Annotated in this window: 19 protein-coding genes; 12 read left to right on the top strand and 7 right to left on the bottom strand. The window is 69.3% G+C overall.

Features of this window, described 5'->3' with window-relative positions; all coding sequences use genetic code 11:
• Positions 1–73 precede the first annotated feature (73 nt).
• On the bottom strand, positions 74–1,150 hold the full coding sequence (locus ACIBVQ_RS05920; protein ID WP_399175926.1) for a glycine betaine/L-proline ABC transporter ATP-binding protein: 1,077 nt from the start codon (positions 1,148–1,150) through the stop codon (positions 74–76).
• A gap of 353 nt (positions 1,151–1,503) precedes the next feature.
• Here ACIBVQ_RS05920 and ACIBVQ_RS05915 point away from each other — a divergent pair, with 353 nt between their 5' ends.
• The gene (locus ACIBVQ_RS05915; protein ID WP_399175924.1) at positions 1,504–3,945 is read left to right on the top strand and encodes a nitrate- and nitrite sensing domain-containing protein; all 2,442 of its coding nucleotides are present in this window, start codon (positions 1,504–1,506) and stop codon (positions 3,943–3,945) included.
• A 3-nt stretch (positions 3,946–3,948) separates the two neighbouring features.
• Positions 3,949–4,335 (top strand): DUF742 domain-containing protein, encoded by a 387-nt coding sequence (locus tag ACIBVQ_RS05910; RefSeq protein WP_352009553.1) that lies wholly within the window; start codon positions 3,949–3,951, stop codon positions 4,333–4,335.
• Positions 4,336–4,341: 6 nt separating this feature from the next.
• On the opposite strand, the gene ACIBVQ_RS05905 is transcribed toward ACIBVQ_RS05910, so the two are convergent.
• Positions 4,342–5,313 carry an SIS domain-containing protein gene (locus tag ACIBVQ_RS05905; RefSeq protein ID WP_386192888.1) on the bottom strand — a complete coding sequence of 324 codons (972 nt, stop codon included), beginning with the start codon at positions 5,311–5,313 and terminating at the stop codon, positions 4,342–4,344.
• Positions 5,314–5,395: 82 nt separating this feature from the next.
• Entirely contained in the window at positions 5,396–6,328 is a 933-nt protein-coding gene (locus ACIBVQ_RS05900; protein WP_399175921.1) for a hypothetical protein, read from the bottom strand.
• A 361-nt stretch (positions 6,329–6,689) separates the two neighbouring features.
• On the opposite strand from ACIBVQ_RS05900, the gene ACIBVQ_RS05895 reads away from it, so the two are divergent.
• Genes ACIBVQ_RS05895 through ACIBVQ_RS05880 form a run of 4 tightly spaced genes read left to right on the top strand, consistent with a single transcriptional unit; the run spans position 6,690 to position 10,810 of the window.
• Positions 6,690–7,817 carry a spermidine/putrescine ABC transporter substrate-binding protein gene (locus ACIBVQ_RS05895; protein WP_352009550.1) on the top strand — a complete coding sequence of 376 codons (1,128 nt, stop codon included), beginning with the start codon at positions 6,690–6,692 and terminating at the stop codon, positions 7,815–7,817.
• On the top strand, positions 7,814–8,689 hold the full coding sequence (locus ACIBVQ_RS05890) for an ABC transporter permease (RefSeq protein WP_352009549.1): 876 nt from the start codon (positions 7,814–7,816) through the stop codon (positions 8,687–8,689). Before ACIBVQ_RS05895 ends, ACIBVQ_RS05890 begins: the two co-directional genes overlap by 4 nt.
• On the top strand, positions 8,682–9,455 hold the full coding sequence (locus tag ACIBVQ_RS05885; RefSeq protein WP_386192881.1) for an ABC transporter permease: 774 nt from the start codon (positions 8,682–8,684) through the stop codon (positions 9,453–9,455). Before ACIBVQ_RS05890 ends, ACIBVQ_RS05885 begins: the two co-directional genes overlap by 8 nt.
• A complete protein-coding gene (locus ACIBVQ_RS05880; RefSeq protein WP_399175918.1) occupies positions 9,455–10,810 on the top strand; it encodes an ATP-binding cassette domain-containing protein in 1,356 nt (451 codons plus the stop codon). The genes ACIBVQ_RS05885 and ACIBVQ_RS05880 overlap by 1 nt, the downstream gene beginning before the upstream one ends.
• Here the strand turns inward: ACIBVQ_RS05880 and ACIBVQ_RS05875 are convergent.
• Entirely contained in the window at positions 10,804–11,412 is a 609-nt protein-coding gene (locus ACIBVQ_RS05875) for a TetR family transcriptional regulator (protein WP_352009546.1), read from the bottom strand. The two genes, ACIBVQ_RS05880 and ACIBVQ_RS05875, sit on opposite strands and share 7 nt — an antisense overlap.
• 258 nt (positions 11,413–11,670) lie before the next feature.
• Here ACIBVQ_RS05875 and ACIBVQ_RS05870 point away from each other — a divergent pair, with 258 nt between their 5' ends.
• The 6 genes from ACIBVQ_RS05870 (at position 11,671) to ACIBVQ_RS05845 (ending at position 18,839) form a co-directional block, all read left to right on the top strand.
• A complete protein-coding gene (locus ACIBVQ_RS05870; RefSeq protein ID WP_362776955.1) occupies positions 11,671–12,810 on the top strand; it encodes a nucleotide disphospho-sugar-binding domain-containing protein in 1,140 nt (379 codons plus the stop codon).
• A 35-nt stretch (positions 12,811–12,845) separates the two neighbouring features.
• A complete protein-coding gene (locus ACIBVQ_RS05865; RefSeq protein ID WP_399175915.1) occupies positions 12,846–14,252 on the top strand; it encodes an aldehyde dehydrogenase family protein in 1,407 nt (468 codons plus the stop codon).
• Between the two features lie 126 nt (positions 14,253–14,378).
• Positions 14,379–17,465: a nitrate- and nitrite sensing domain-containing protein gene (locus ACIBVQ_RS05860; RefSeq protein ID WP_399175913.1), complete on the top strand. Its 3,087-nt coding sequence runs from the start codon at positions 14,379–14,381 to the stop codon at positions 17,463–17,465.
• On the top strand, positions 17,462–17,884 hold the full coding sequence (locus tag ACIBVQ_RS05855) for a roadblock/LC7 domain-containing protein (protein WP_184713289.1): 423 nt from the start codon (positions 17,462–17,464) through the stop codon (positions 17,882–17,884). The genes ACIBVQ_RS05860 and ACIBVQ_RS05855 overlap by 4 nt, the downstream gene beginning before the upstream one ends.
• A 9-nt stretch (positions 17,885–17,893) precedes the next feature.
• Complete coding sequence (locus ACIBVQ_RS05850) at positions 17,894–18,292, top strand: DUF742 domain-containing protein (protein WP_352009542.1); 399 nt, start codon at positions 17,894–17,896, stop codon at positions 18,290–18,292.
• A gap of 7 nt (positions 18,293–18,299) precedes the next feature.
• Positions 18,300–18,839 carry an ATP/GTP-binding protein gene (locus ACIBVQ_RS05845; RefSeq protein WP_184713291.1) on the top strand — a complete coding sequence of 180 codons (540 nt, stop codon included), beginning with the start codon at positions 18,300–18,302 and terminating at the stop codon, positions 18,837–18,839.
• Between the two features lie 96 nt (positions 18,840–18,935).
• Here ACIBVQ_RS05845 and ACIBVQ_RS05840 read toward each other — a convergent pair whose 3' ends face one another.
• The 3 genes from ACIBVQ_RS05840 to ACIBVQ_RS05830 form a co-directional block, all read right to left on the bottom strand.
• Positions 18,936–20,003, bottom strand: a complete 1,068-nt coding sequence (locus ACIBVQ_RS05840; protein WP_352009541.1) for a nitrilase-related carbon-nitrogen hydrolase — start codon at positions 20,001–20,003, stop codon at positions 18,936–18,938.
• Entirely contained in the window at positions 20,000–20,980 is a 981-nt protein-coding gene (locus ACIBVQ_RS05835) for an ABC transporter substrate-binding protein (protein WP_352009540.1), read from the bottom strand. Before ACIBVQ_RS05835 ends, ACIBVQ_RS05840 begins: the two co-directional genes overlap by 4 nt.
• Positions 20,981–21,590: 610 nt before the next feature.
• The gene (locus tag ACIBVQ_RS05830; protein WP_352009539.1) at positions 21,591–22,373 is read right to left on the bottom strand and encodes an ABC transporter ATP-binding protein; all 783 of its coding nucleotides are present in this window, start codon (positions 22,371–22,373) and stop codon (positions 21,591–21,593) included.
• Between the last annotated feature and the right edge of the window lies 1 nt (position 22,374).

Below are 22,374 nucleotides of genomic sequence, written 5' to 3'. Positions count from 1 at the left end.
AGCGCCGGTACGGCGGGCGGGGCCGGGGCGGCTCGCACGGGGGAGCTCAAGGGGGAGCGTAAAGGGGAGGAGGTCACACGCGGCCCGTTCCCGTCGCCGTTCCCGCGCCGGGCAGGCCGCTCATCGCGGACAGCAGGTCGAGCCGGTCGACGACGCCGACGGCCCGGCCGTCCTCGACGACGACGATCGGCAGCGCCGTCCCCATCGCGGTCGGCACCGCGTCGCGGATGACGGTCCCCGAGGGCAGGGGCGGGCCGTCGAGGCGCTCGCCGTCACGCGGGCGGCGGCAGATCCAGCGCAGCGAGAGCACCTCGCCCCTGGGCACGTCCCTGACGAAGGCGGCCACGTGGCCGTCGGCCGGGGTGCCGACCAGTTCCTCGGGGGTGCCGAGCTGGACGATCCCGCCGTCCCGCATGATCGCGATGCGTTCGCCCAGCCTGAGCGCCTCGGACAGGTCGTGGGTGACGAACACCATGGTCGTGCCGGCCTCGCGGTGCAGGCGGGTGACCTCGGCCTGCATGTCCCTGCGGATCAGCGGGTCGAGCGCGCTGAAGGGCTCGTCGAACAGCAGCACCTCGGGCTCGCAGGCCAGCGCCCTGGCCAGGCCGACCCGCTGCCGCATGCCGCCGGAGAGCGTGTCGGGCCGGGCGTCGGCGAAGCCGTCGAGGCCGACCAGGGACAGCAGCTCCCCCGCTCTGCGCCGGCGCCTGGCCCTGGGGACGCCCTGGATCTCCAGGCCGTAGGCGATGTTGTCGAGGACCCCCCGGTGCGGCAGCAGGCCGAAGTGCTGGAAGACCATGCTCACCCGGTGCCGCCGCAGCTGCCTGAGCTGCGCGGGGGAGGCGGTGCGCACATCCTGCCCGGCGATCGTGATCTCTCCGGCGCTCGGCTCGACCAGCCGGGTCAGGCACCGGATCAGGGTGGACTTCCCGCTGCCCGACAGGCCCATCACGACGAACGCCTCGCCGGGCCGTACCGAGAGGGCGACGTCCCTGACCGCGGCGACGCAGCCGGTGCGCTCCCTGAGCTCGGTAGGGGACAGGCGGGTGAGGAGGTCGCGGGGAAGGCGGTCGGCGCCGGGGCCGAAGATCTTCCACAGCCCGCGCACCTCGATCGCGGCACCGCCGGACGGGACCACTGACTCCTCCAACCTGACATCCGGATTCGGTGGGCCAAGGACGTAGTCAGTCAAGATATGAGGGAAATATCGCCAATTACAATGATGTGGCCTTCTGGAGATGTTTTGTGGTTTAAACGGCTGTCCTTAATTGTTGACTGGAACGGTGTAAACGGTCAAGTGACGCATAAAAACGTAATGGATATATAAGGATGTCCGTAACGAGGATTCCAGTCTGGAAATGAGGATTGATACTTCCGGGGTGTGGTCCCATAAGTAGTCATTCATGAAGGTGTGTTCGATTGGCCCAATAGGTTGAGATGTGCTCGAATTGCCGGGGCCGTGGGAAATTCGGCCGGTATTCGTCCACCGAGAGGCAGCGTTCGGTGAGTACACACAAGATCGAGGGGGCGGGCAGCGGCCTCCGCCTGCGGAACTGGCGGGTGCGCTCCAGGCTCGTCGCGCTCATCCTGGTTCCCACGGCGGCGGCGGTGCTGCTCGGCGGGATCCAGGTCGCCGCCTCCCTGCGCGCCTCCACCGACTACCAGCGGGTCAACGACCTGGCCAGACTCTCCGACCACATCGGGGCGCTCACCCACGCGCTGGCCCAGGAACGGGACCTGACCTCCTGGTACGTCGCCCAGGGCCGTCCGCAGCGTCAGACACAGGCCGTACGGCGGCAGACGGAGGCGGTCGACGCCGAGGCGACGGGCGTGCGGGACGGCGCGGCCCTGCTCAGGACCGCGGTCGGCGGCCGGACCAGGGACGAGGTCGAGACCGTGATCACCCGGCTGGACGACCTCGGCCCGCTGCGGGACCGGGCGATGGGCCCCTCGCTGCTGCCGGACGCGGCCGTGGACGCCTACACCCTGGTCATCGGCGACCTGCTGTCCCTCCACGACGAACTCGGCAAGGGCAGCGACGACGACGCGCTGTTCGGCCAGGCGCTGACCCTCGGGGCGCTGGCCAGGGCGAAGGAGGCCCTGTCGCTGCAACGGGCGCTGCTGTCCGTCGTCCTGGTCGCGGGCCGGTTCGAACAGGACCAGATGGAGAGGTTCCTCGGCGCGCTCTCCGAGGAACGCAACGCGCGCCGGGCCTTCGCCGTCGAGGCCGGAAGCGAGGAACGCCGCCTGTTCGGCGAGACCGCCGACGGCCGTACCGCCGACCGGGCCGAGTTCCTCCGCGAACTGGTGCTGCTGCGCGCCTCCTCCGGCGCCTCCCTCAAAGGCCTCGACCTGGCGAGGAAGGACGACGCCAAGGAGTGGTACGACGCGGCGACCGTCACCATCGACCGGATGCGTGAGATCGAACGGCGGCACACCCAGGCCATCGTCGCCCGCAGCCAGGAACTCGGCGCCGCCGAGCAGAGCCGCGCCCTGCTGACGGCCGCAGGCGTCGCCGGTCTGCTGCTGGTCGTGCTCCTGATCACCACCGGGGTCGCGCGCTCGCTGGTCAAGCCGCTGCGGCGGCTGCGGAGGGAGGCGCTGCGGATCGCCGAGGACCGGCTGCCCGCCTACGTCCAGCAGGTGCGCGAGTCACGTGACGGCGAGGTCGCCACCGAGGTCGTCCCGGTCGGCGTGCTGTCCCGCGACGAGATCGGCGAGGTCGCCCGCGCCTTCGACGAGGTCCACCGGGAGGCGGTACGGCTGGCGGGGGAGGAGGCCAGGCTGCGCACCACCGTCAACGCGATGTTCGTCAACCTCTCCCGCCGCAGCCAGACCCTGGTCGAACGCCAGCTCACCCTGGTCGAACGGCTCGAACGCGGCGAACGCGACGACCGGCGCCTGGCCGACCTGTTCAAACTCGACCACCTCGCGACCCGGATGCGCCGCAACAGCGAGAACCTCCTCGTCCTGGCCGGCCAGGAGGTCGCACGGCGCTGGCGGACCCCCGTCGAGCTGATGGACGTGGTCCGCGCCTCGCTGTCGGAGGTGGAGAACTACGACCGGGTGGCGATCCGCGTCCAGGCGGAGGCCGCGGTCATCGGCCCCGCGGTCAGCGACGTGGTCCACCTGCTCGCCGAACTGCTGGAGAACGCGCTGTCCTTCTCCCCGAAGGAGAACCCGGTCGTGGTCTCCAGCGGCGTCATCGACGGCGGGGGCGTGATGATCTCGGTGGCCGACCAGGGCATCGGCATGACGCCGGAGGAACTCGCCGAGGTGAACCGGCGCCTGGCGGGCCCGCAGGGCGCCGACGCCTCGACCGCGCGCCGCATGGGCCTGTTCGTAGTCGGCCGTCTCGCGTTCAAGCACGGCATCCGCGTCCAGCTCCGCCCGCAGGAGGCGATGGGCCTGACCGCCATGGTCCTGCTGCCCGAGACACTCCTGACCTCGGTCACCACGCACAACGGGGCGGCGGTCCTCGCGGCGCCCGCGGTCGTGTCCGAGGAGGCCGTCGCGCCGCTGCCCGGCACCGGGATCCCGGCGCAGGAGGAGGAGTTCCTGCCGATCTTCGCCTCGGTCGAGTCGGGCTGGTTCCGCGCCGGAGCCGCGCCCCCGTTCTCCGGCTCGGCCTCGACGGGAGGCCCGGGATCGACGGGAGAGGTCCCGATCGTGGCGGGAGAGCCGGGATCGTGGTCCTCCCCGGGGGACGACGGCTGGCAGGCGGCCAAGGTCGCAGGCGACCCGGCCCTCGGGGGGACGACCTCCTCCGGCCTGCCGCGCCGTACCCCGCGGGCGAACCTGGTGCCGGGCTCCGTCGCCGGCCCCCCGGGTGGTCCGCCCCCGACCAGGCACGCCAGGTCGGCCGACCTGGCGCGCACCCGGATGTCGAGCTTCCAGGACGGGGTGCGCAGGGCCCGCAACGAACTCCCGAAACGGGAGAGCTGAGCCATGGCGGGACACGACCCCTGGTACGGCGAACGGCCCGCCGAACCGGCCGAGGAGGAGAGTTCCCTGGTCAGGATGTACGCCGTGACCGGGGGAAGGACGACGCCCTCGGCCGGGCTCGCCATGGAGGCCCTGGTCTCCTCGGCCACCTCGGCCAGGCTCGGCCTGTCCTACGTCCGGGAGTACCGCGCGATCAGCGAGCTGTGCCACCAGGTCCGCTCGGTCGCCGAGATCTCGGCCCTGCTGGGCGTTCCGCTCGGCGTGGCCCGGGTCCTGATCTCCGACATGGAGGCGGAGGGACTGGTGCGCGTGCACCGTCCCAGGGGCGAGGCGGGCGGTCCCGACCTGGCCACCCTCGAACGGGTCCTCAGCGGGCTGCACCGCCTCTGACCCGGCTCAGGCTTCCGCGAGGGCTCCCGCGAGCCACCAGCGCGCGGCGACCAGCTCCGCCACGAGGGTCTCGGTGAGCAGGGCGACGTCCCGGTCGTCGTCGTGCCGGTAGCGCACACTCGCCCTGGCGCCGGGCACCTCACCGCCGACCGCCAGGACGGCCGAGCCGCGCCGGGTGATCCACTCCATCGCCTGGTCGTCGTAGCGCGAGCCGGGGAACAGCAGCGCGCGGTAGTCGAGGGTCTTGGTGAGGTAGACGTCCACGTGGGACCAGTCGCCGCTCTCGCAGGCGTCGGCCGCCCGGCGCGGTCCCTCCCGGAACATCAGCGCCGACTGCTCGGCCGAGGACAGGCGCTCGACGGGGGCGATCGTGTGGACGCCGTCCGGCCCGTCGAGCAGCTCGGCCGCCGTCTCAAGCCACAGGTCACGGCGTTCGAGCAGGTCGCCGGTGGCCTCGGCGGTACGGCGCAGCAGCGCGGGCACACCGGTGCCGGTGCCGGTGAGACGGTCGCGCAGGGCCAGCAGCAGGGCCAGGGTGTGCTGGAAGGTCCGGCAGGCGACGCCACCGCGTTCCTCGCCCGCCGCCATCGGCACCACCAGGTCGGCCCCCTCGGTGACCGGGGAGCCCGGGGTGTTGGTCATCGCCAGCACGAAGGACCGTCCCCGGTAACGGGCCAGCGCGTCGAGGGTCTCCCGGCTGCCGCCGGTCGCGGAGATCGCGACGACCAGGGTGTCCGGGAGGGCCGGGGGCAGCAGGTCACCGGAGGCGTACTCGGCGACCGCCTCGACCCCCGCCGCCCGCAGCCGCAGCGCGGCGACCCCCGCGGCGTACCGTGAGCTGCCCATGCCCAGCAGGAGCACCCGCCCGATCCGGCCGGGGAGTCCGGCGAAGGGGTCGGTCTCGGCGAGGAGCCCGGCGAGGTCGGCCAGCGCGGCGGGCTTGGCCTCCAGGTCGGCGAGGTACAGCTCGGGATTCACGGTCTCTCCTGGTCGGCTCGTAGGGCGTCGGCTCGCGCGCCGTCACGGGTGACGCATACGCGTTTGTCACGGGTGGGCGCTGTCACGGGTAACGGGAGCGCAGGACGCCCATCGGGGCGTACCGCCAGCGGGGCAGGTGCCGGGCGGCGTAGATCAGCTCCCGGCACTCCTGCTCGATCTCGAACGGGTGGAGCAGGGAACGGTCCAGCAGGCCGGCGTGGCCGTGCTCCGCCAGCCGGGTCAGGTAGGCCTCCCCGAGGACGGCGACGGCCTCGGCCGCCCACCGGCCGGTCGCCGACGGGTCGGCGCCGCGGCGTCTGACGGCGACCTGCCCGGCGTGCTCCAGGCTGGTGGTGAGCTGGGCCAGGTCACGGGCCACGGGCTGGTGGAGGTCCGCCTCGGTGACGGTGGGGTTGCCGTCGAAGTCGATCACCGCGTACCCCTCCCGCCAGCGCAGGATCTGTCCCACGTGCAGGTCGCCGTGGACGCGCACGAGCGGCGTCGGGCCGGTCGAGGCCAGCGGCGCCAGCCCGGCGCGCAGCGCGTCGGCGCGCTCGCGCAGCCAGCGCCCGTCCGTGTCTCCGGCTGTGTCCCCTGTGTCCCCGGTCAGGGCGAGCGCCTCCCGCAGGGCCTTCTCGGCGCGGGCGGCCAGGTCCCGCCCCAGGTCGTGCGCCCGCCGTACCGGGTCGGGGAAGGTCGCGGAGGGGGTGGCGAGCGCCGCGTGCAGGTCGGCGGCCAGCGCGCCCAGGTCGGCGGCGAAGGCCGTACGGCCCGCGGCGGCCTCCTCGACGCACCACTGCCAGCCGTCCACCGCGCCGGGGAGGTAGGCGGTGACCAGGGCGAGCAGCCTCCCCTCCCGGCAGAGCGCCGCGTACGGCGTCGCGGTCGCGGTGAAACCGGTCTCCGCGAGATGGGCGAGCACGTCAGGGGCGGGCTGGGGGAGCGGGGCGGGCGGGGTGAACCACTTGACGACCACGCTCTCCCCGACGACCACCGAGTGGTTGGTCTGGTCCACGCCGACCCCTCGCTCGGCGCCGGAACCCATAACACGGGAGGCCGTTAGTTGAACTCCTGTTGAAAAGTCGGAGACCGGGGCGAAGGGGAGAGGGCCGAATCTCCTGACCGTGAAGGGAGGGGGAATCTCGCTGTTCAGGGCCTCGACCAGCGCGTGACTGCGGCCGTCTCCCGCCTGTGGCACGGTGTTCAGCCGAGTCCAGATTGAAGTGGAGTGCAACAGGCGGACCAAACTTTCCAGGGGTGATGACGCGCAAAGTCTTGCCCAAGTTATGGTTGGCTGCAACACTCCTGGTTTGGTCTGCCGTGTCCGTAACGGTCGGTGTCCACCACTTATCCCGAAAACTGAAGGAGTAGCGGCCGTGTCCCGTGCCCGGTACCCCCGTCGTCTTCCGGCTGTCACCCTGGTGGCCGGTCTCGCATTAGCCGTATCGGCCTGCGGCGGAGGAACCACGGCGGCCCTTCCCGAGGCGACCCCCTCGGCGTCGGCGGAGCAGCTCAACCCCAACGCGAACCTGTCCAAGCAGAGCGTGACCATCTCGGTGTGGCCGGGTTATACCCCCGAGGACCTGGCCGCGCGGGTCGAGGAGAAGCTCAGGTTCAAGCTCAAGGTGGCCACGCACGACACCAACGAGATCATCATGGGCAAGCTGACCGGGGGCGCCGACACCGGTATCGACGTGGCCTTCGTCTCCGGCCAGTACGCCCAGGCGCTCAACGCGGCGGGCCTGCTCGAACCGATCCACCCCGAGCTCATCCCCAACCTGGCCAACCTCTACCCCGAGGCCAAGGAGCTCGCCTTCGACCCGGGCAACGCCTTCTCCGTCCCCTACACCTGGGGGACGACCGGCATCTGCTACCGCAGTGACCTGCTGAAGACGCCGCCGACGAGCTGGAACGACATCCTCAGCCCGCCGGAGGACGCCAGGAAGAAGGTCACCATGATGACCACCGAGCGCTGGCTGGCACTGCCCGCCGTCAAGGCGCTCGGGATGTCCGTCAACACCCGCAACGACCAGGACCTGGCCAAGGTCAAGGAGAAGCTGGTCGCCGCCAAGCCGAACCTGCTCGGCTACGACGACGTCACCTTCGGCGACCGCCTCAAGAGCGGCGAGGCCGTCATGGTCGAGGCGTGGGACGGCTGGTGCCCCACCTCGGAGAAGAACATCAAGTTCGTGGTGCCCAGAGAGGGCAGCGACCTGTGGGTCGACACCATGGTCGTGCTGCGCGGCTCCAAGAACAAGGAGGCGGCGCACGCCTTCATCAACTTCATCCTGGACCCGAAGATCCACGGCTGGGCCGCGCGGAACATCCTCTACAAGGTTCCGAACAAGGCCGCCATGGACGCGCTGCCCGCCGAGCTCAAGCAGAAGAACGCGCCGCTGCAGATGACCCCGTCCCAGCTGCTCGCCGGCGAGTCCATCGTCGACCTGGGCGATGACTCCGCGAAGTACACCCGACTCGCCACCGAGGTCAAGGCAGCGCAGTGACAGCCCCCGCCGTCTCCGGCGCGACCGTCAACTCCCGGTCGCGCCGGTCACGTCTGGCGGAGCGGCTCGCCTTCCTCGGGCCTGGGCTGGCCTACCTGATCGTCCTGCTGCTGATCCCGCTGGTGACGGTCCTGAGCTTCTCCCTGTTCCGCAGGGGGCGCTTCGGCGGGGTCATCTACGAGGCCAGTGCGGACAACCTCGTGCGCCTGGCCGATCCGATCTACCTCGACATCCTGCTCGGCTCGCTGCGGACGGCCCTGATCGCCACGCTGGTCGCGTTGCTGCTCGGCTACCCGACGGCGTATCTGATCGCCAGGCTTCCCAGGAAATGGAAGACGGTCGCGCTGGTGGCGATCGTGCTGCCCTTCTGGACGAACCTGCTGATCAGGGTCTACGCCTGGATCGTGCTGCTGAGCGGCCCCGGGCTGGTCAACTCCGCCCTGGGCAGGCTCGGTCTCGGCCCCTTCGAGTTCCTGTACAACCAGGGCACCGTCGTCGTCGGGCTGGTCTACTCCTACCTGCCGCTGATGGTGCTGCCGCTGTACGCGGCGATCGAGCGGCTCGACCCCCGCCTGGCCGAGGCCTCGGCCAACCTCGGGGCCAGGCCCGCCCGCACGTTCCTCTCGGTGACGTTGCCGCTGACGCTGCCCGGCGTCCTGACCGGCTGCCTGTTCGTGTTCGTCCCGAGCTTCGGGAACTTCGTCATCCCCGAACTGCTCGGCGGCGGACGTTCGATCATGGTCGGCAACCTGATCAGGGACCAGTTCCTCACCGCGCGGGACTGGCCGTTCGGGTCCGCCCTCACGCTGGCGCTGCTCGCGGTGCTGGTCGTCCTGCTCCTCCTGCAGGCATGGAGTGCCCGCCGTGCGTAGACCGCGTCTCCTCCACGTCCCCTTCTGGGCGACCTATGTGTTCCTCTACACGCCGATCGTCGTGCTCGTCGTCATGTCGTTCAACGCGGGGAGGTCGCCCTACTCCTTCACCGGCCTCAGCCTGAAGTGGTACGGCAAGCTCGCCGGGAACGCCCTGGTACGCGAGGGCCTGGTCAACACGCTGATCGTGGCCGCGGGATCGACGGTGCTCGCGACCGTGCTCGGCACCCTGCTCGCCGTCGGCCTGGCCAGGTACACCAGGTCACGGGTGCTCGACACACTTGGCGTGCTGCCGGCCGTACTGCCCGACCTGGTGCTGGCCATCGGGCTGCTGGTCTTCTACGCGGCGGTCAGGATGACGCTCGGCCTGCACTCGGTGCTGCTCGCGCACACGGTCTTCGGCATGGCGTTCGTGACGGCGGTCGTGCGCACCCGGCTCACCCACGTGGACGACTCCCTTGAGGAGGCGTCGCAGGACCTGGGCGCCTCGCCGTTCACCACGTTCGTGCGTGTCACGTTGCCGCAGCTCGCGCCGGGCATCGTGGCGGGTGCGCTGCTGGCGTTCACACTCTCCGTCGACGAGTTCGTGATCGCCTTCTTCACCGCGGCGCCGACCACGCCGACCCTGCCCATCGTCATCTACTCAATGGTCCGCTTCGGGGTCACCCCGGAGATCAACGCGCTGGCGACGCTGCTGCTGGCCGTGAGCTTCACGGTGGTGATCGCGGCCCAGCGGATGACCCGACTGACGGAGTCACTGTCCTGATGCTGCAGATCACAGATGTCAGCCGCCGTTTCGGCGACGTCACGGCGCTGTCGGGGGTCTCCCTGGAGATCCGCCAGGGGGAGTTCTTCGCGTTGCTCGGCCCGAGCGGCTGCGGCAAGACCACCCTGCTGCGGATCCTGGCGGGCTTCGAGACGCCGGACGCGGGCACCGTCACCCTCGACGGCGCCGACCTGCTCACCCAGGCCGCGCACCGCCGCCCGGTCAACCTCATGTTCCAGTCGTACGCGCTGTTCCCGCACATGACCGTGGCCAAGAACGTCGCCTACGGCCTTGAGCGGGAGCGGCTGCCCAAGGCCGAGATCCGGGAACGGGTGGCCGAGGTCCTGGAGAAGGTCGGCCTGGCCGAGACGGCGGGCCGCAGGCCGGACAGGCTCTCCGGAGGCCAGCGGCAACGGGTCGCGCTGGCCAGGGCGATCGTGAAACGGCCCAGGCTGCTGCTGCTGGACGAACCGCTCTCCGCGCTGGACAAGAAGGTCCGCGCCGAGATGCAGCTCGAACTCAAGCGGCTCCAGCACGAGGTCGGGATCACCTTCGTCGTGGTCACCCACGACCAGGAGGAGGCGATGTCGCTCGCCGACCGGATCGCCGTCCTGTCCGCGGGCCGGGTCGAGCAGGTGGACGCCCCGGTCACGCTGTACGAACGGCCCGCGACGCCGTTCGTCGCCGGGTTCGTCGGGGCCAACAACCTCTTCACGGGTACGGCCTGCGCGGGCGGGCTGACCTGCGAGGGAGTCGGTGTGCTGGCCGGGCCGGACGGGCTGCCCGAGGGGGCGGCGGCGCTGCTGGCCGTACGGCCGGAGCGGATCAGGCTCACGGAGGTCGCGGAACCCGTGGCGCCGGATCCGGGTGACGCCGTCGAGAGCACCGTCGAAAGCGTCGTCCAGAGCACCGCCGAGAGCGCCTCCGTGAGCGCCTCTGAGAGCGGCGACGGCGTGGGCGAGGAGGCGGAAAACGGCGCTGAGCGGCTCTCTGAGAACGGCGGTGACGACGCCTCCGGGACCGCCGAGCGGGAGAACGCCTCCGGTGACACCGGGCAGGCGGCGCAGGAGGCCCTGCAGGACGCTGAGGTCGTCACTGAGGGCCAAGGGACGGCATCCGCTGACAAGGGCCCGGATGTGGACAATACGCCTTCTGAGGCCACTGAGGCTGCCGGAGCGTTGCGGGGGAGGGTGGCCGACGTCAGCTTCTACGGCGGCGTGTCACACGTCTCGGTTCTCGTGCCCGGTCGCGACGGCGTGGTCCTTGTGGCGACGCAGGGGGCGACGCGGGTCCAGGTGGGGTCTTCGGTGACCCTCACCTGGGCGGCGGAGGACGGGGTGCTGATCCCTCAATGAGACGTCTTGAGCGGGTTGTTCGTGGCGGTCCTGGCGTAGGCGAGGATCAGCTCCGCCGCCTCATCCGGGCCGATCACCGGGTGGCGGGCCGTTATGCGGTAACCGTACGCGTCTTCGAGCGCGACGAGGTTGCGCGCGATGACCAGGGAGTCGTCGGACAGGGTGAAGGTCCCCAGCGCGGCTCCGGTCTCCAGGATGCTCTGGTACATCGAGACCTGGCGGTCGTAGAGCGTGGTGAGCAGCAGGGCGTACATCCTGTTGCGGGGCGCGGCTCCGCCGAGCTCGTTGAGCAGCCGGACCTCCGGATCGTCGGGACCGTGTGGCAGGCCGGAGCGGATGGTCACGACAAGCTTCTCGACGGGGTCGCGCATGCCGCTGATCCGCTTGATCCGCTGCTCGTAGAAGCGCTCCATGCCGGCGTGGTGCGCGTCGACCAGCAGTTCGCCGAGCTGGGGGTAGTGGTACAGCACGGCGCCGGAGGTCAGACCGGCCTCCTCGGCGACGTGGTTGAGGTGCACCCCCTCGGTGCCGTGCCGGATGATCGCCCGGTGTGCGGCGGCGATGAGATCGAGGCGCCGATCCGCCCGTCTCTTGCGCGTCATATTCCCCCACTCGTTCGGGACCCGGTTCAGTACCGGGGTCCATAGTGACCGTTTCCTAGCGTTTTAGCTAGAGCAAGTATTGAATCATTCTTCAAGCCGCATAACTCCCAGTCACTTGGAGGCGTGATGTCACTCACGATCCTGTTCATGCCGGAAAGCGCCTACGGACCCACGAACAACTGCATCGGCATCGGTGACATTCTTCGCAAGCGCGGCCACCGAGTCGTTTTCGCAGCTGAGGCTTCATGGAAAGGGAAATTGACCGCCCTCGGATTCGAGGAGGACCTGGTAGACCTGGCGCCCCCGGCCGAAGAGGAGCAGGACCCGGGACAGTTCTGGAAGGACTTCATCCGGGACACCGCGCCGGAATATCGCAAGTCGACCGCCGAGCAGCTTGAGACGGTGACCAAGCCGATCTGGGACGCGCTCATCGACGGTGTGAAGTACTGCGAACCGCGGTTGAAGGAGATTATCGAGCGCGTCAGGCCGGACGTGATCGTAGAGGACAACGTGATCACTTTTCCCGCGCTGCTCACCGCGGGCAAACCGTTCGTCAGGATCGTCTCCTGCAACCCGCTTGAGGTGCGCGGCGAGGGCGTGGCGCCGGTCTTCTCCGGGCTGCCCGCCGACGACCGCTCCGAGTGGGAGGCCTTCCGCGCCGAGTACGACAGGACCCACCGTGAGGTGTGGACCTCCTTCAACGAGTGGGTCGTCGCCCAGGGGGCGCCGCCGCTGCCCGACCTGGACTTCGTCCACGAGGGTGACCTGAACCTCTACGTCTTCCCCGAGGTCCTCGACTACACCGGCGACAGGCCGCTCGGCGACACCTGGCACCGGCTGGACTCCTCGGTGCGCGAGACCGACGAGGACTTCGCGCTGCCCGAGCCGCTGGCCTCGGGGGAGGGCGCCCTCGTCTACTTCTCGCTCGGCTCGCTCGGCTCGGCGGACGTCGCGCTGATGCAGCGGGTGATCGACGTGCTGGGCACGACGCCGCACCGCTTCGTCGTCTCCAAGGGCCCGCTGCACGAGGAGATCAAGCTCGCGGAGAACATGTGGGGCGCGGAGTTCCTGCCGCAGACCAGGATCCTCCCGCTGGTCGACCTGGTCATCACCCACGGCGGCAACAACACCACGACCGAGGCGCTGCACTTCGGCAAGCCGATGATCGTGCTTCCCCTGTTCTGGGACCAGTACGACAACGCCCAGCGCGTCGACGAACTGGGCTACGGCGTGCGCCTGGCCCCCTACACCTTCACCGACGAGGAACTGACCGGCGCGCTGGACAGGCTGCTCGGTGACACCGCGCTGCGTGAGCGGCTCGCCGCGGCGGGTGAGGAGATCCGCCGCCGCGACGGCCTGCGCCGGGCCGCCGACCTGATCGAGCGGGCCGGAGCCTGACGCCCCCGGCACCATGACATGACGAGAGAAGTTCCATGAGCACGTTGATCAACCCGGCGACCGGGGAGTTCCTGTCCGAGGCGCGTGACACCCCGGTGGCCGGGGTCGCGACGGCCGTACGGCGGGCCCGTGAGGCCTACCAGGAGTGGAGCGGGGCGACCGCGGCCGAGCGGGCCAGGGTGCTGCTGCGTTTCGCCGACCTGGTCGAGGCCGACGCCCAGGAACTCACCCGGCTTGAGGTCGGCGAGACGGGCAAGCCCGCCTCGGTCTTCCGCGAGGGTGAACTGCCCTTCGCCGTGGACAACCTGCGCTTCTTCGCCGGAGCCGCGCGCTCGCTTGAGGGAACCGGGGCCGGGGTGCTCAGTCCCGGCTACACCTCGGTGCTGGTGCGCCGTCCCGTCGGCGTCGTCGGGGCGATCGCGCCGTGGAACTTCCCGCTGGTGATGGCGGTGTGGAAGCTCGGCCCCGCGCTCGCCGCGGGCAACGCGGTGGTCGTCAAGCCCGCGCCGCGCACGCCGGGCACCACGCTGCGGCTGGCCGAGCTGTTCGCCGGGACGGGAGCGCCCGACGGGCTGCTCCAGGTCGTCCTCGGTGGCGCGGAGGTGGGCCAGGCGCTGGTCGCCGACCCCGGCGTGGACCTGGTGAGCGTCACCGGCTCGACCGAGACGGGCCGCGCCGTGATGCGCGGTGCGGCGGTCCTCCCCAAGCAGGTCCACCTGGAACTCGGCGGCAAGGCGCCCGCGCTGGTCTTCGGTGACGCCGACCTGGCCGACATGGCCAGGGGGGTCGCGATGGGCGCGACCTACAACACCGGCCAGGACTGCACCGCCGCGACCCGCGTCTACATCGCCCGCGAGGTGTACGGCCAGGCCGTCGAGGCGCTGCGCGCGACGCTTGAGGGGATCAGGACGGGAGACCCGTGGGACCCGGCGACCGACATCGGCCCGCTGATCTCCGGTGAGCACCGCGAACGCGTGCACGGCTTCGTCGAGCGGGCGGTCGCCGCGGGCGCCTCGGTGGCGCTGGGCGGCGTCCCGGAGGAGGGGCCGGGCTTCTACTACCCGCCCACGCTGGTCACGGGAGTGACACAGGACAGTGAGATCGCCCAAGAAGAGCTTTTCGGACCGGTCCTTCTGGCTCTACCGTTTGACGACGAGGACGAGGCGGTACGGCTGGCCAACGACACCAGGTACGGTTTAGCCTCTTCGGTCTGGTCCACGGACGTGGCGCGGGCACTACGCGTCTCCCATCGACTCGACGTGGGTGTGACCTGGGTGAACGACCATCTGCCCATCGCGTCGGAGGCCCCGCACGGCGGGGTCAAGGGCAGTGGCTTCGGCAAGGACATGAGTCAGGAGGCGGTCCAGGCGTACTCGGTTACGCGCCATTTGATGATCAAGCACCAGGTTCCGGAGGCGAGAGAATCCTTCCGGCCCTCGTGAGGTTTGTCGCCAAATATCCCTTTTGTGGGGATTTAGCGGCACATACTCCATTCGAAGTGACATAAAGGATGTGCTCAAATTGCTACCGCCGTATCCAAAACCGGCGAGGGGTTACGTAGGCCAGTGATGACACAAGACCGCCGCAACCACCGTGAGTCAGCGGTGGGCAGTCGCTTCCTGCCCTCGAACTGGCGCGTGCGTCCCCGTCTGGTCGCGCTGATCCTGCTCCCCACGGCCGCGGCGGTGGTGCTGAGTGGACTCCAGCTCACCAACTCGCTGACCGGCGCCACCGAATACCGCAAGAACGCCGAGGTCGCCTCGCTCATCGAGCAGCTCACCGACCTGTCCTACGAGATGGCCGACGAGCGTGACCTCACCGCCTGGTACATCGCCGACCGGCGCAGGCAGGCGCGCCTGGCCAGGGTCAAGGACATGCAGGGCCGGGTCGACCTGACCCGTACGAAGGTGCTCACCGCGATCGACGCCCTGGGCGACGACCAGGAACCGCGCATCGTCGCCGAGGTCGCCCAGGTCCGCAACTGGCTCAACGGTCTGTTCAGCCTGAGAAAGGCTCTCACCAGCGGCGACGTGCTTCCTCGTGCCGCCCTCGGCATGTACACGCGCATGATCGCCGACTTCATGACGCTACACGACGATCTGGGCCGCAGCGCCCGTGACCAACGTCTGGTCGGTGACGTCCTCGCGCTCGGCGCCCTCACCCAGGCAAGAGAGCAGGTCGCGAGGCAGCGCGGCATTCTGCTCGTCGCCCGCATCGAGGGCCGGTTCGACTTCGACGACCCCGCCGACTTCCTGGGCGCCTACAAGGGCCAGCTCAACGCGATGGCCACCTTCCGGTCCACCGCGTCGACGACGGACATCAAGCGTCTGAACGACGTGCTCACCGACCCGAAGATCTCCAAGGCCGACGCCATGCGCGCCCTGGTCATCTCCCGGATGCGCGAGAACCTGGGCCTGCCCAGGGAGATGGGCATGAACGCCTGGTACGAGGCCTCCTCGGCCCTCGTCGACGGACTGAACGCCGTCGAGCGAAGCCTGGCCGCCTCGGTCACCTCCCGAAGCCAGGAACTGCAGGCCGCCGAGGAGCAGAACGCCATCGTCACCGGTGCGACGATCCTGGTCCTGCTGATCATGATCCTGCTCGTCACCGCCTGGGTGGCGGGAACGCTGGTCAGGCCGCTGCGCCAGCTGCGCAGCGAGGCCCTGGAGGTGGCTGGCAACCGGCTGCCGGAGACCGTCCGCGTGCTGCGGGAGACCGGTGAGGCCGATCCGAGCGTGGAAGTCTCCCCCATCGACGTGGACTCCCGCGACGAGATCGGGGAAGTCGCCCGGGCCTTCGACGAGATCCACCGCGAGGCCATCCGCCTGGCGGGCGACGAGGCCAGGCTGCGTAACAACGTCAACGCGATGTTCATCAACCTCTCCCGGCGCACCCAGTCGCTCGTGGAACGGCAGATCGACCTCATCGACGACCTGGAGCAGGGCGAGCAGGACGACGCCCAGCTGGCCAGCCTCTTCAAGCTGGACCACCTGGCCACCCGCATGCGCCGTAACTCCGAGAACCTCCTGGTCCTCGCGGGTCAGGAGCAGAGCCGCAGGTGGAGTGAGCCGGTTCCGCTGAGCGACGTCGTGCGAGCCTCCCTGTCGGAGGTCGAGAACTACGAACGCGTCGGCCTGCGGGTCGAGGCGGGTACCATGATCGTTGGCTCCGCCGTCAACGACATCGTCCACCTGATCGCGGAGCTCGTCGAGAACGCCATCTTCTTCTCGCCGCAGGACACCAAGATCATGGTGAGCGGCAACGCCAACGAGACGGGGGCCATTATCCTGGCGGTCACCGACTCGGGAATCGGCATGAGCGACGAGGAGCTGGCCGAGGCCAACCGTCGTCTGGCCGAGCCCCCCGCGGTCGACCTGTCGGTCTCCCGCAGAATGGGCCTGTTCGTGGTCGGCCGGCTGGCCATGCGTCACGGTATCCGGGTCCAGCTGCGCCGCCCCGAGACCGGCGGCCTGAGCGCCGTCGTGCTGCTTCCCCCGCAGGTCGTCGCCCAGTCGCCGCTCATGCCGCAGCTGGCCATGGCCGGTCAGAACGGCCCCTCGGCCCTGTCCGGCAACGACCCGTTCAGCGGGGCGCCCAGCTCCGACCCGTTCGGGAGCGTTCCCTCGATGGGCGCCGTCAGGCAGGCCCCGCCCGCCCAGCCGTCCCTGCCGGTCCCGCCCGCTCCGGAGCCCTCGATCCCGCAGAACCCGGCCCCCTCGGTCGCGGACCTGTGGTCGGCGCCGGTCGTCTCCGCGGCGGCGGTCGAGGACCTGTGGGCCTCGCCGCTCACCCCGTCCCCGCCGTCCTTCCCGCCGGCGCATCCGTCGTTCCCGGCGGGGGACCCGTCCTTCCCCACGGCGCAGCCGCCGCGTCAGTCGGAGTCGTCCTTCCTGGCCGAGCCGTCCTTCCCCGCGGCGCCGCCGTCCTTCCCGGCCGAGCCCTCGTTCCCGGCCGCCCACCCCTCCTTCCCCGCCGACTCGTCGTTCTCCACGACGCAGTCGCCGTTCCCGGGAGGCGAACCACCGAGGGGCGGGCAGCCGCCCGCATGGCCGGAGATGCCGCCGGTCGACCCGTGGACGCCGCCCAGGCGCGAGGTTCCGGACCACACCCAGGCCCTGCCCGCGGTCGAGGTGTCGCCGACGGAGCCCGAGCCCGAGGAGTTCCTGCCGATCTTCGCGGCGGTAGGATCGGACTGGTTCCGCAACACCTCCGCCGAGCTCGTGGCCGACCCCGAGGCCGAAGCCGAGCCCGCGGAGGAGGAAAGGCAGGAGACGCCCTCACCGGAGCGGTCGCTCCAGGAGGAGTCGCCCGTGCTGCCCATCAGGCGGCCGGGGCGCCAGGGACCGCCTCCTTCGGAGGAGCAGCCGGAGAGGCAGCCGTGGAGTTCCCCGTCCGACCAGGGATGGGCCGCGGCCGAGGTCGCGAAGAAGCCCGTCGAGGGCGGTGTAACCGGTTCGGGCCTGCCGAAGCGGGTGCCGAAGGCCAACCTCGTGCCCGGAACGGCCGCCCCGGCCCCGAGCACTCCGGTGGCCCCGCTGCCCCCGATATCGGCGGAGCGGGTGCGTAGTCGTCTGTCCAGTTTCCAGCAAGGCATACGGCAGGGCCGCGCCGAGATGATCGAGCGGTTGAACGCCGCTGAGGGAGAGAACCAGTGAACCACCAACTCAGTCAGGCCGCCCGAGGCTTCAATTGGCTGATCACCGAGTTCGTCAAGGAGATGCCCGGTGTGGCCCACGCGGTGATCGTCTCCGCGGACGGTCTTCCGCTGGCCTACTCGCAGGGCTTCCCGAAGGACCGCGCCGACCAGCTCGCCGCGATCACGGCCGGTCTGATCAGCCTGACCCAGGGAGCCTCCCGGGTCTTCGAGGGCGGTCCCGTCGCGCAGACCGTGATCGAGATGCAGCGGGGTCTCCTGCTGACGATGTCGATCAGCGACGGCTCCGCGCTGGCCGTACTGGCCTCGCCGGACTGTGACATGGGCCTGGTGGCCTACCAGATGACCATGCTGGCTGAGCGCGCGGGGCAGGCGTTGACACCTGCTCTTCGGGCCGAGTTGCAGTCGGCTCAGCGATAGGGAGGTGATATGGACGCACCAGGTTGGCGCCCGGGTGAGGAACCCCCAAGCACGCCTCAGGCCAAGAGCGGACGTAATCGTCTGATTCGTCCGTACGCTGTGACCGGAGGCAGGACGGCGCCCCGCATGCAGCTCGCTCTGGAGGCCCTGGTCTCCTCAGCGACCTTCATGAGCGTGGACACCGCCACGCTCTCCACGGAGTACCAGGCGATCATCTCGTTGTCCCAGCAGGTGCGCTCGGTGGCGGAGTTGTCCGCCCTGCTGCGCATGCCACTGGGCGTGACCCGGGTGCTGATCGCGGACATGGCGACCGAGGGCCTGGTGCAGATCCACCAGCCGTCGCTGGATGCCGGAAAGCCGGATCTCAACTTGCTTGAAAGGGTGCTCAGTGGGCTTCGCAGGCTCTGACGCCGGAATGACGTCAACGAAGATCGTTGTCGCCGGAGGATTCGGTGTCGGCAAGACGACCTTCGTCGGAGCGGTCTCCGAGATCATGCCGCTGACCACGGAAGCGGTTATGACGGAGGCCAGCGCGGAGGTCGACGACCTCTCGCACATCCCGACCAAGCGGACCACCACGGTGGCCATGGACTTCGGCCGGGTTTCGCTGGACCGGGACCTGATCCTGTACCTGTTCGGTACGCCGGGTCAGCACCGGTTCTGGTTCATGTGGGACGACCTCGTCAAGGGCGCCATCGGCGCGATCGTGCTGGTCGACACCCGGCGGCTGGCCGACAGCTTCCCGGCGATCGACTACTTCGAGGAGGCGGGGCTGCCGTTCGTCGTCGCCCTCAACGGCTTCGGCGGTACGCACTTACACGGTGAGGAGGAGGTGCGGGAGGCTCTGACGATCTCTCCGCACATCCCCGTCGTACGGACCGACGCCCGTTCGCGGGACGCGGTCAAGTCGACCCTGATCACCCTGGTCGAGCACGTTCTGACGCTTCGCGTCTGATCTTTCTCTCCCGGTGTGGGACCCGCCACGACGGCGGATCCCACACCGGGCCGGCCTCACCGGCGAGCCGGCCCGGTCACACCGGTCTTTCTCTTCCTACTTCTCCGGGCGAACCCAGACTCCGCGCTCGTGCATCAGCTCGATCTGCCTGTCGATCACCTCGGTGCGGAACTCCGTGTGGTTGTACGGCTTGCGGTCGAGGTAGAGGTTCTTCGGGTAGATCGGCTTCTCGTAGATGAGCTGGTACTGCTCGGTCTTGAGGTCCTTGATCCAGTTGTCCCACTGCGCGTTGGCGCGGAACCTGCGCAGGGCCTCGATGTCGATCGTGCCCGAGACCCAGGAGGAGGCGCCGCCGTAGTCGTGGCGCCCGACGATCTGCCCCTTGTAGTCCACGACCATCGAGTGGCCGCCGAAGGTGTCGATCGGGACGTCGGAGTCGGGGGTCAGATAGTAGGTCCCGACGTTGCAGGCGATCAGGTAGCAGTTGTTGTCCAGCGCCCTGGCCTGGTTCTGGATCGCGTAGAGCCCGTTGCCGACGTGCGGGTGCGGGTACGGCCCGCGGTAGATGATCTCCGCGCCGTTCATGGCGAGGCCACGGGCGTTCTCCGGGTAGGAGGCCTCGTTGGCCATGAGCACGCCGATCCTGCCGATCGCGGTGTCGGCGACGGGGTAGAACGCGTCGAGCGTCTTGCCGTACAGCTCGACCCAGCGGTCCCAGACGTCGTGCGGGGTCACCGAGTGTTCGACGGGCAGCAGCGGGACCGTCTTGTAGTGCGTCATGACGATCGCGCCCTCGGGGTCGATCACCAGGCCGACGTTGAAGAAGCGTCCGGGGAACTCGGGGTGCAGGGCCTTGGCCTGGGCGACGATGTAGGTGTTCCACTGGCGGGCCAGCGCGCCGAGCCGGTCGGTCTCAGGACCGGGCACCTCGATCGCGACCTCCCTGGCGAAGTCCTCGTGGTCGAGGTCGAGGACCTCGTCGTTGAACCCCTGCAGGGCGCCCTCGGGAATCGCGATCAGGCGGACGGGCAGGTCGAGGCTGGACAGCCAGGAGGCGGCCTTGACCAGGTGTTCGATGTGCTCCAGGTTGATCTGGATCTCGTCCCGGTTGCGGACGCCGCGCATGGTGGGAACCAGGCCGACCGCCTGGTATGCCTCGATCATTTCTGTCCTCCGAGCAGGAGAGAGTTGACGTCGAACGGCTTGGGCAGGTAGCCGTACTCAAGCATCAGGTCGGAGACCCGCTGCAGCCGTACGGCGTTGGTCGTGACGGGGAAGCCGGGCAGCTGCATGATCTGCGCGGTCTGAGCGTTGATCTTGGTGTACTGGGGGATCGCCTCGGCGACGGCCTTGCGGTCGTTCGCCGCGACCGTCTGCGCCTTCAGCAGGGCGCGCTGGAAGGCGGCGACGGTCTTGGGGCTCTTGCCCGCGAACTCCGAGGTGACGAAGTAGCCCGCGATCGGGAAGCTGTCCGTGGGGCCGGCCATCGTGTCGGCGAGCTTCACACCGCCGTCGGCGGCGGCCGCGCTCACGAACGGCTCGGGCAGGAAGGCCGCATCCACCTGACCACTCTTGAGGGCCTGCCACATGTTGGGGAAGGGCACCTCGATGAAGTCAATCTTGTCGCGGACGACGTCCAGGCCGTGTACCTTCAGAGTCACGCTGGTCGCCAGCGTGGCGATGTTCTTCTTCGTGTTGACGCCGACCTTCTTGCCCTTGAGGTCCTCGACCTTGGTGACGTTCGAGTTGGGCGCGGTCAACAGGACGAAGGAGCCGGGCGTCGCGACGGTCGCCTCCGCGATCACCTTCAGGTCCGCGACGTTCTGCGCGGAGGCGGTGAAGGCGGAGACGTAGTTGCTGTGCAGCACGTCGAACCCACCGCTGAGCAGCGTGGGGAGTGCGGCCGCGCCACCCTCGATGAGGGAGAACTTGACGTTGAGGCCCTCTTCCTTGAAGAAGCCCCGGCTGATGGCGATCTGAACCGGTGCCACCTCGGGGAGCGGCAGCATACCGATGGTGATGTCGGTCTTCTCCAGGCCGTTCGCCGCGCTCGTTGCGCTTTTCCCGCTGCTGCAGGCGGTGGCGAGAACGGAAAGAGCGACGATGACCAGGCATGCTCGTGTTAGTGGACGGAACCTCATATGTGGCTCCTCGAAGAGGTGAGGGAATGCGGCATGAGTTGGACGTCCCGGAATCGGGGAGAAGAGATCAAGGAGCGATCGTAGATGCTCTCAAATCCAGCAGCAACCCTTAACGTCGGGTTTAGCGACAGTCCATAATTTATGTCCCCATATAGCATGTTTTGTTGCTGTAATGGGTGATTTACCGGTTTAGTGAAGTGCCTACTTGACGGAATTGAGGCTCCTGTTGCGGGGGGTTGCCGGTTTCCGGCCATCCGTATGTAGGGAGTTGACGCCGCCAGATCGGGCGTCGCGACCGTTTCGGGCCACCGGAATGTGTGGGGCTTGACGCTGGTATGGCATTTTCTTTCGTATCCGTACGATATAAAATGGAACGCTCTAGGCATCTGATCCGGATTTACCGGAGTCTCGAAAACCTTTTACACCGATCTTCAAACGGGGTGGTCAAGGGGCGCGGCGACGTTCGCGTGCCCCCATGTCAGAGGCGGGCCGGACGGTCGCCGCCCCGCCCGGCGCTTCTGAAGGACCCTTCAACACCGGCCCGTCCCCCGCGTCCCGGGTGGTCGCCCCGGGACACGGGAGAGCTCTCGCGGCGTCTCTCACAGGCCTCTCACAGCGACGACGTCTGCGCGGGACGCACACCACGCACCAGGCGGCCGACCTCGCCGCGCAGCCGTACGAAGTCGGGGTGCTCCCTGGTGCCGATCTGGTCACGGGGGCCTGGCAGGTCGACCCGGAGGTCACCCACCACCCTGGCCGGGGCCTTGGAGAGCACCACGACGCGGTCACCGACGTAGACGCTCTCGTCGATGTCGTGGGTGATGAGCAGGATGGTCATGTTGTGCAGACCGCGGACCAGCAGGGTCAGGTCCTCCAGGTCCTCACGGGTCTGGGCGTCGACGGACCCGAAGGGCTCGTCCATCAGCAGCAGTTTCGGCCGGTAGGCCAGGGCGCGGGCGATGGAGACACGCTGCTGCATGCCGCCGGACAACTCCCAGGGATACTTGCTCCCGGCCGAGGCCAGGCCCACCTGTTCGAGTGCCTCGGCTGCCGAGAGCGCCCGCTGTTTCCTGCCCTGGCCCTTACGGCGCAGCGGCAGCGAGACGTTGTCGGCGACCGACATCCAGGGGAACAACGAGCGGCTGTAGTCCTGGAAGACCACGGCCAGGTCGTCCGGGATCTGCGCGACGGGGGTGCCGTTGAGCGTGATCCGGCCGCCCGTCGGGCGCAGCAGCCCGGCGATGGAGCGCAGCAGGGTCGACTTGCCGGACCCGGAGGGCCCGACGATGCACACCAGCTCCCCCTCGGCGACGTGCAGGTCGACACCGCCGAGCGCGTTGTGGGCGGAGGGGCCGTTTCCGTAGGTGTGGGTCAGGTTGGAGATCTCAAGCACG

Origin of the sequence: Streptosporangium sp. NPDC049376 (assembly GCF_044466505.1) — a bacterium.
Classification (GTDB): Bacteria; Actinomycetota; Actinomycetes; order Streptosporangiales; family Streptosporangiaceae; genus Streptosporangium.
The sequence above is the reverse complement of the archived record's forward strand: the minus strand, read 5'-3'. Positions and strand labels throughout refer to the sequence as shown.

Coding starts and splice junctions, on each gene's coding strand:
- ACIBVQ_RS05910 (WP_352009553.1), top strand. CDS start 3,949: ATGGCGGGACACGACCCCTGGTACGGCGAACGGCCCGCCGAACCGGCC.
- ACIBVQ_RS05880 (WP_399175918.1), top strand. CDS start 9,455: ATGCTGCAGATCACAGATGTCAGCCGCCGTTTCGGCGACGTCACGGCG.
- ACIBVQ_RS05875 (WP_352009546.1), bottom strand. CDS start 11,412: ATGACGCGCAAGAGACGGGCGGATCGGCGCCTCGATCTCATCGCCGCC.
- ACIBVQ_RS05865 (WP_399175915.1), top strand. CDS start 12,846: ATGAGCACGTTGATCAACCCGGCGACCGGGGAGTTCCTGTCCGAGGCG.
- ACIBVQ_RS05860 (WP_399175913.1), top strand. CDS start 14,379: ATGACACAAGACCGCCGCAACCACCGTGAGTCAGCGGTGGGCAGTCGC.
- ACIBVQ_RS05850 (WP_352009542.1), top strand. CDS start 17,894: ATGGACGCACCAGGTTGGCGCCCGGGTGAGGAACCCCCAAGCACGCCT.
- ACIBVQ_RS05845 (WP_184713291.1), top strand. CDS start 18,300: ATGACGTCAACGAAGATCGTTGTCGCCGGAGGATTCGGTGTCGGCAAG.
- ACIBVQ_RS05840 (WP_352009541.1), bottom strand. CDS start 20,003: ATGATCGAGGCATACCAGGCGGTCGGCCTGGTTCCCACCATGCGCGGC.
- ACIBVQ_RS05835 (WP_352009540.1), bottom strand. CDS start 20,980: ATGAGGTTCCGTCCACTAACACGAGCATGCCTGGTCATCGTCGCTCTT.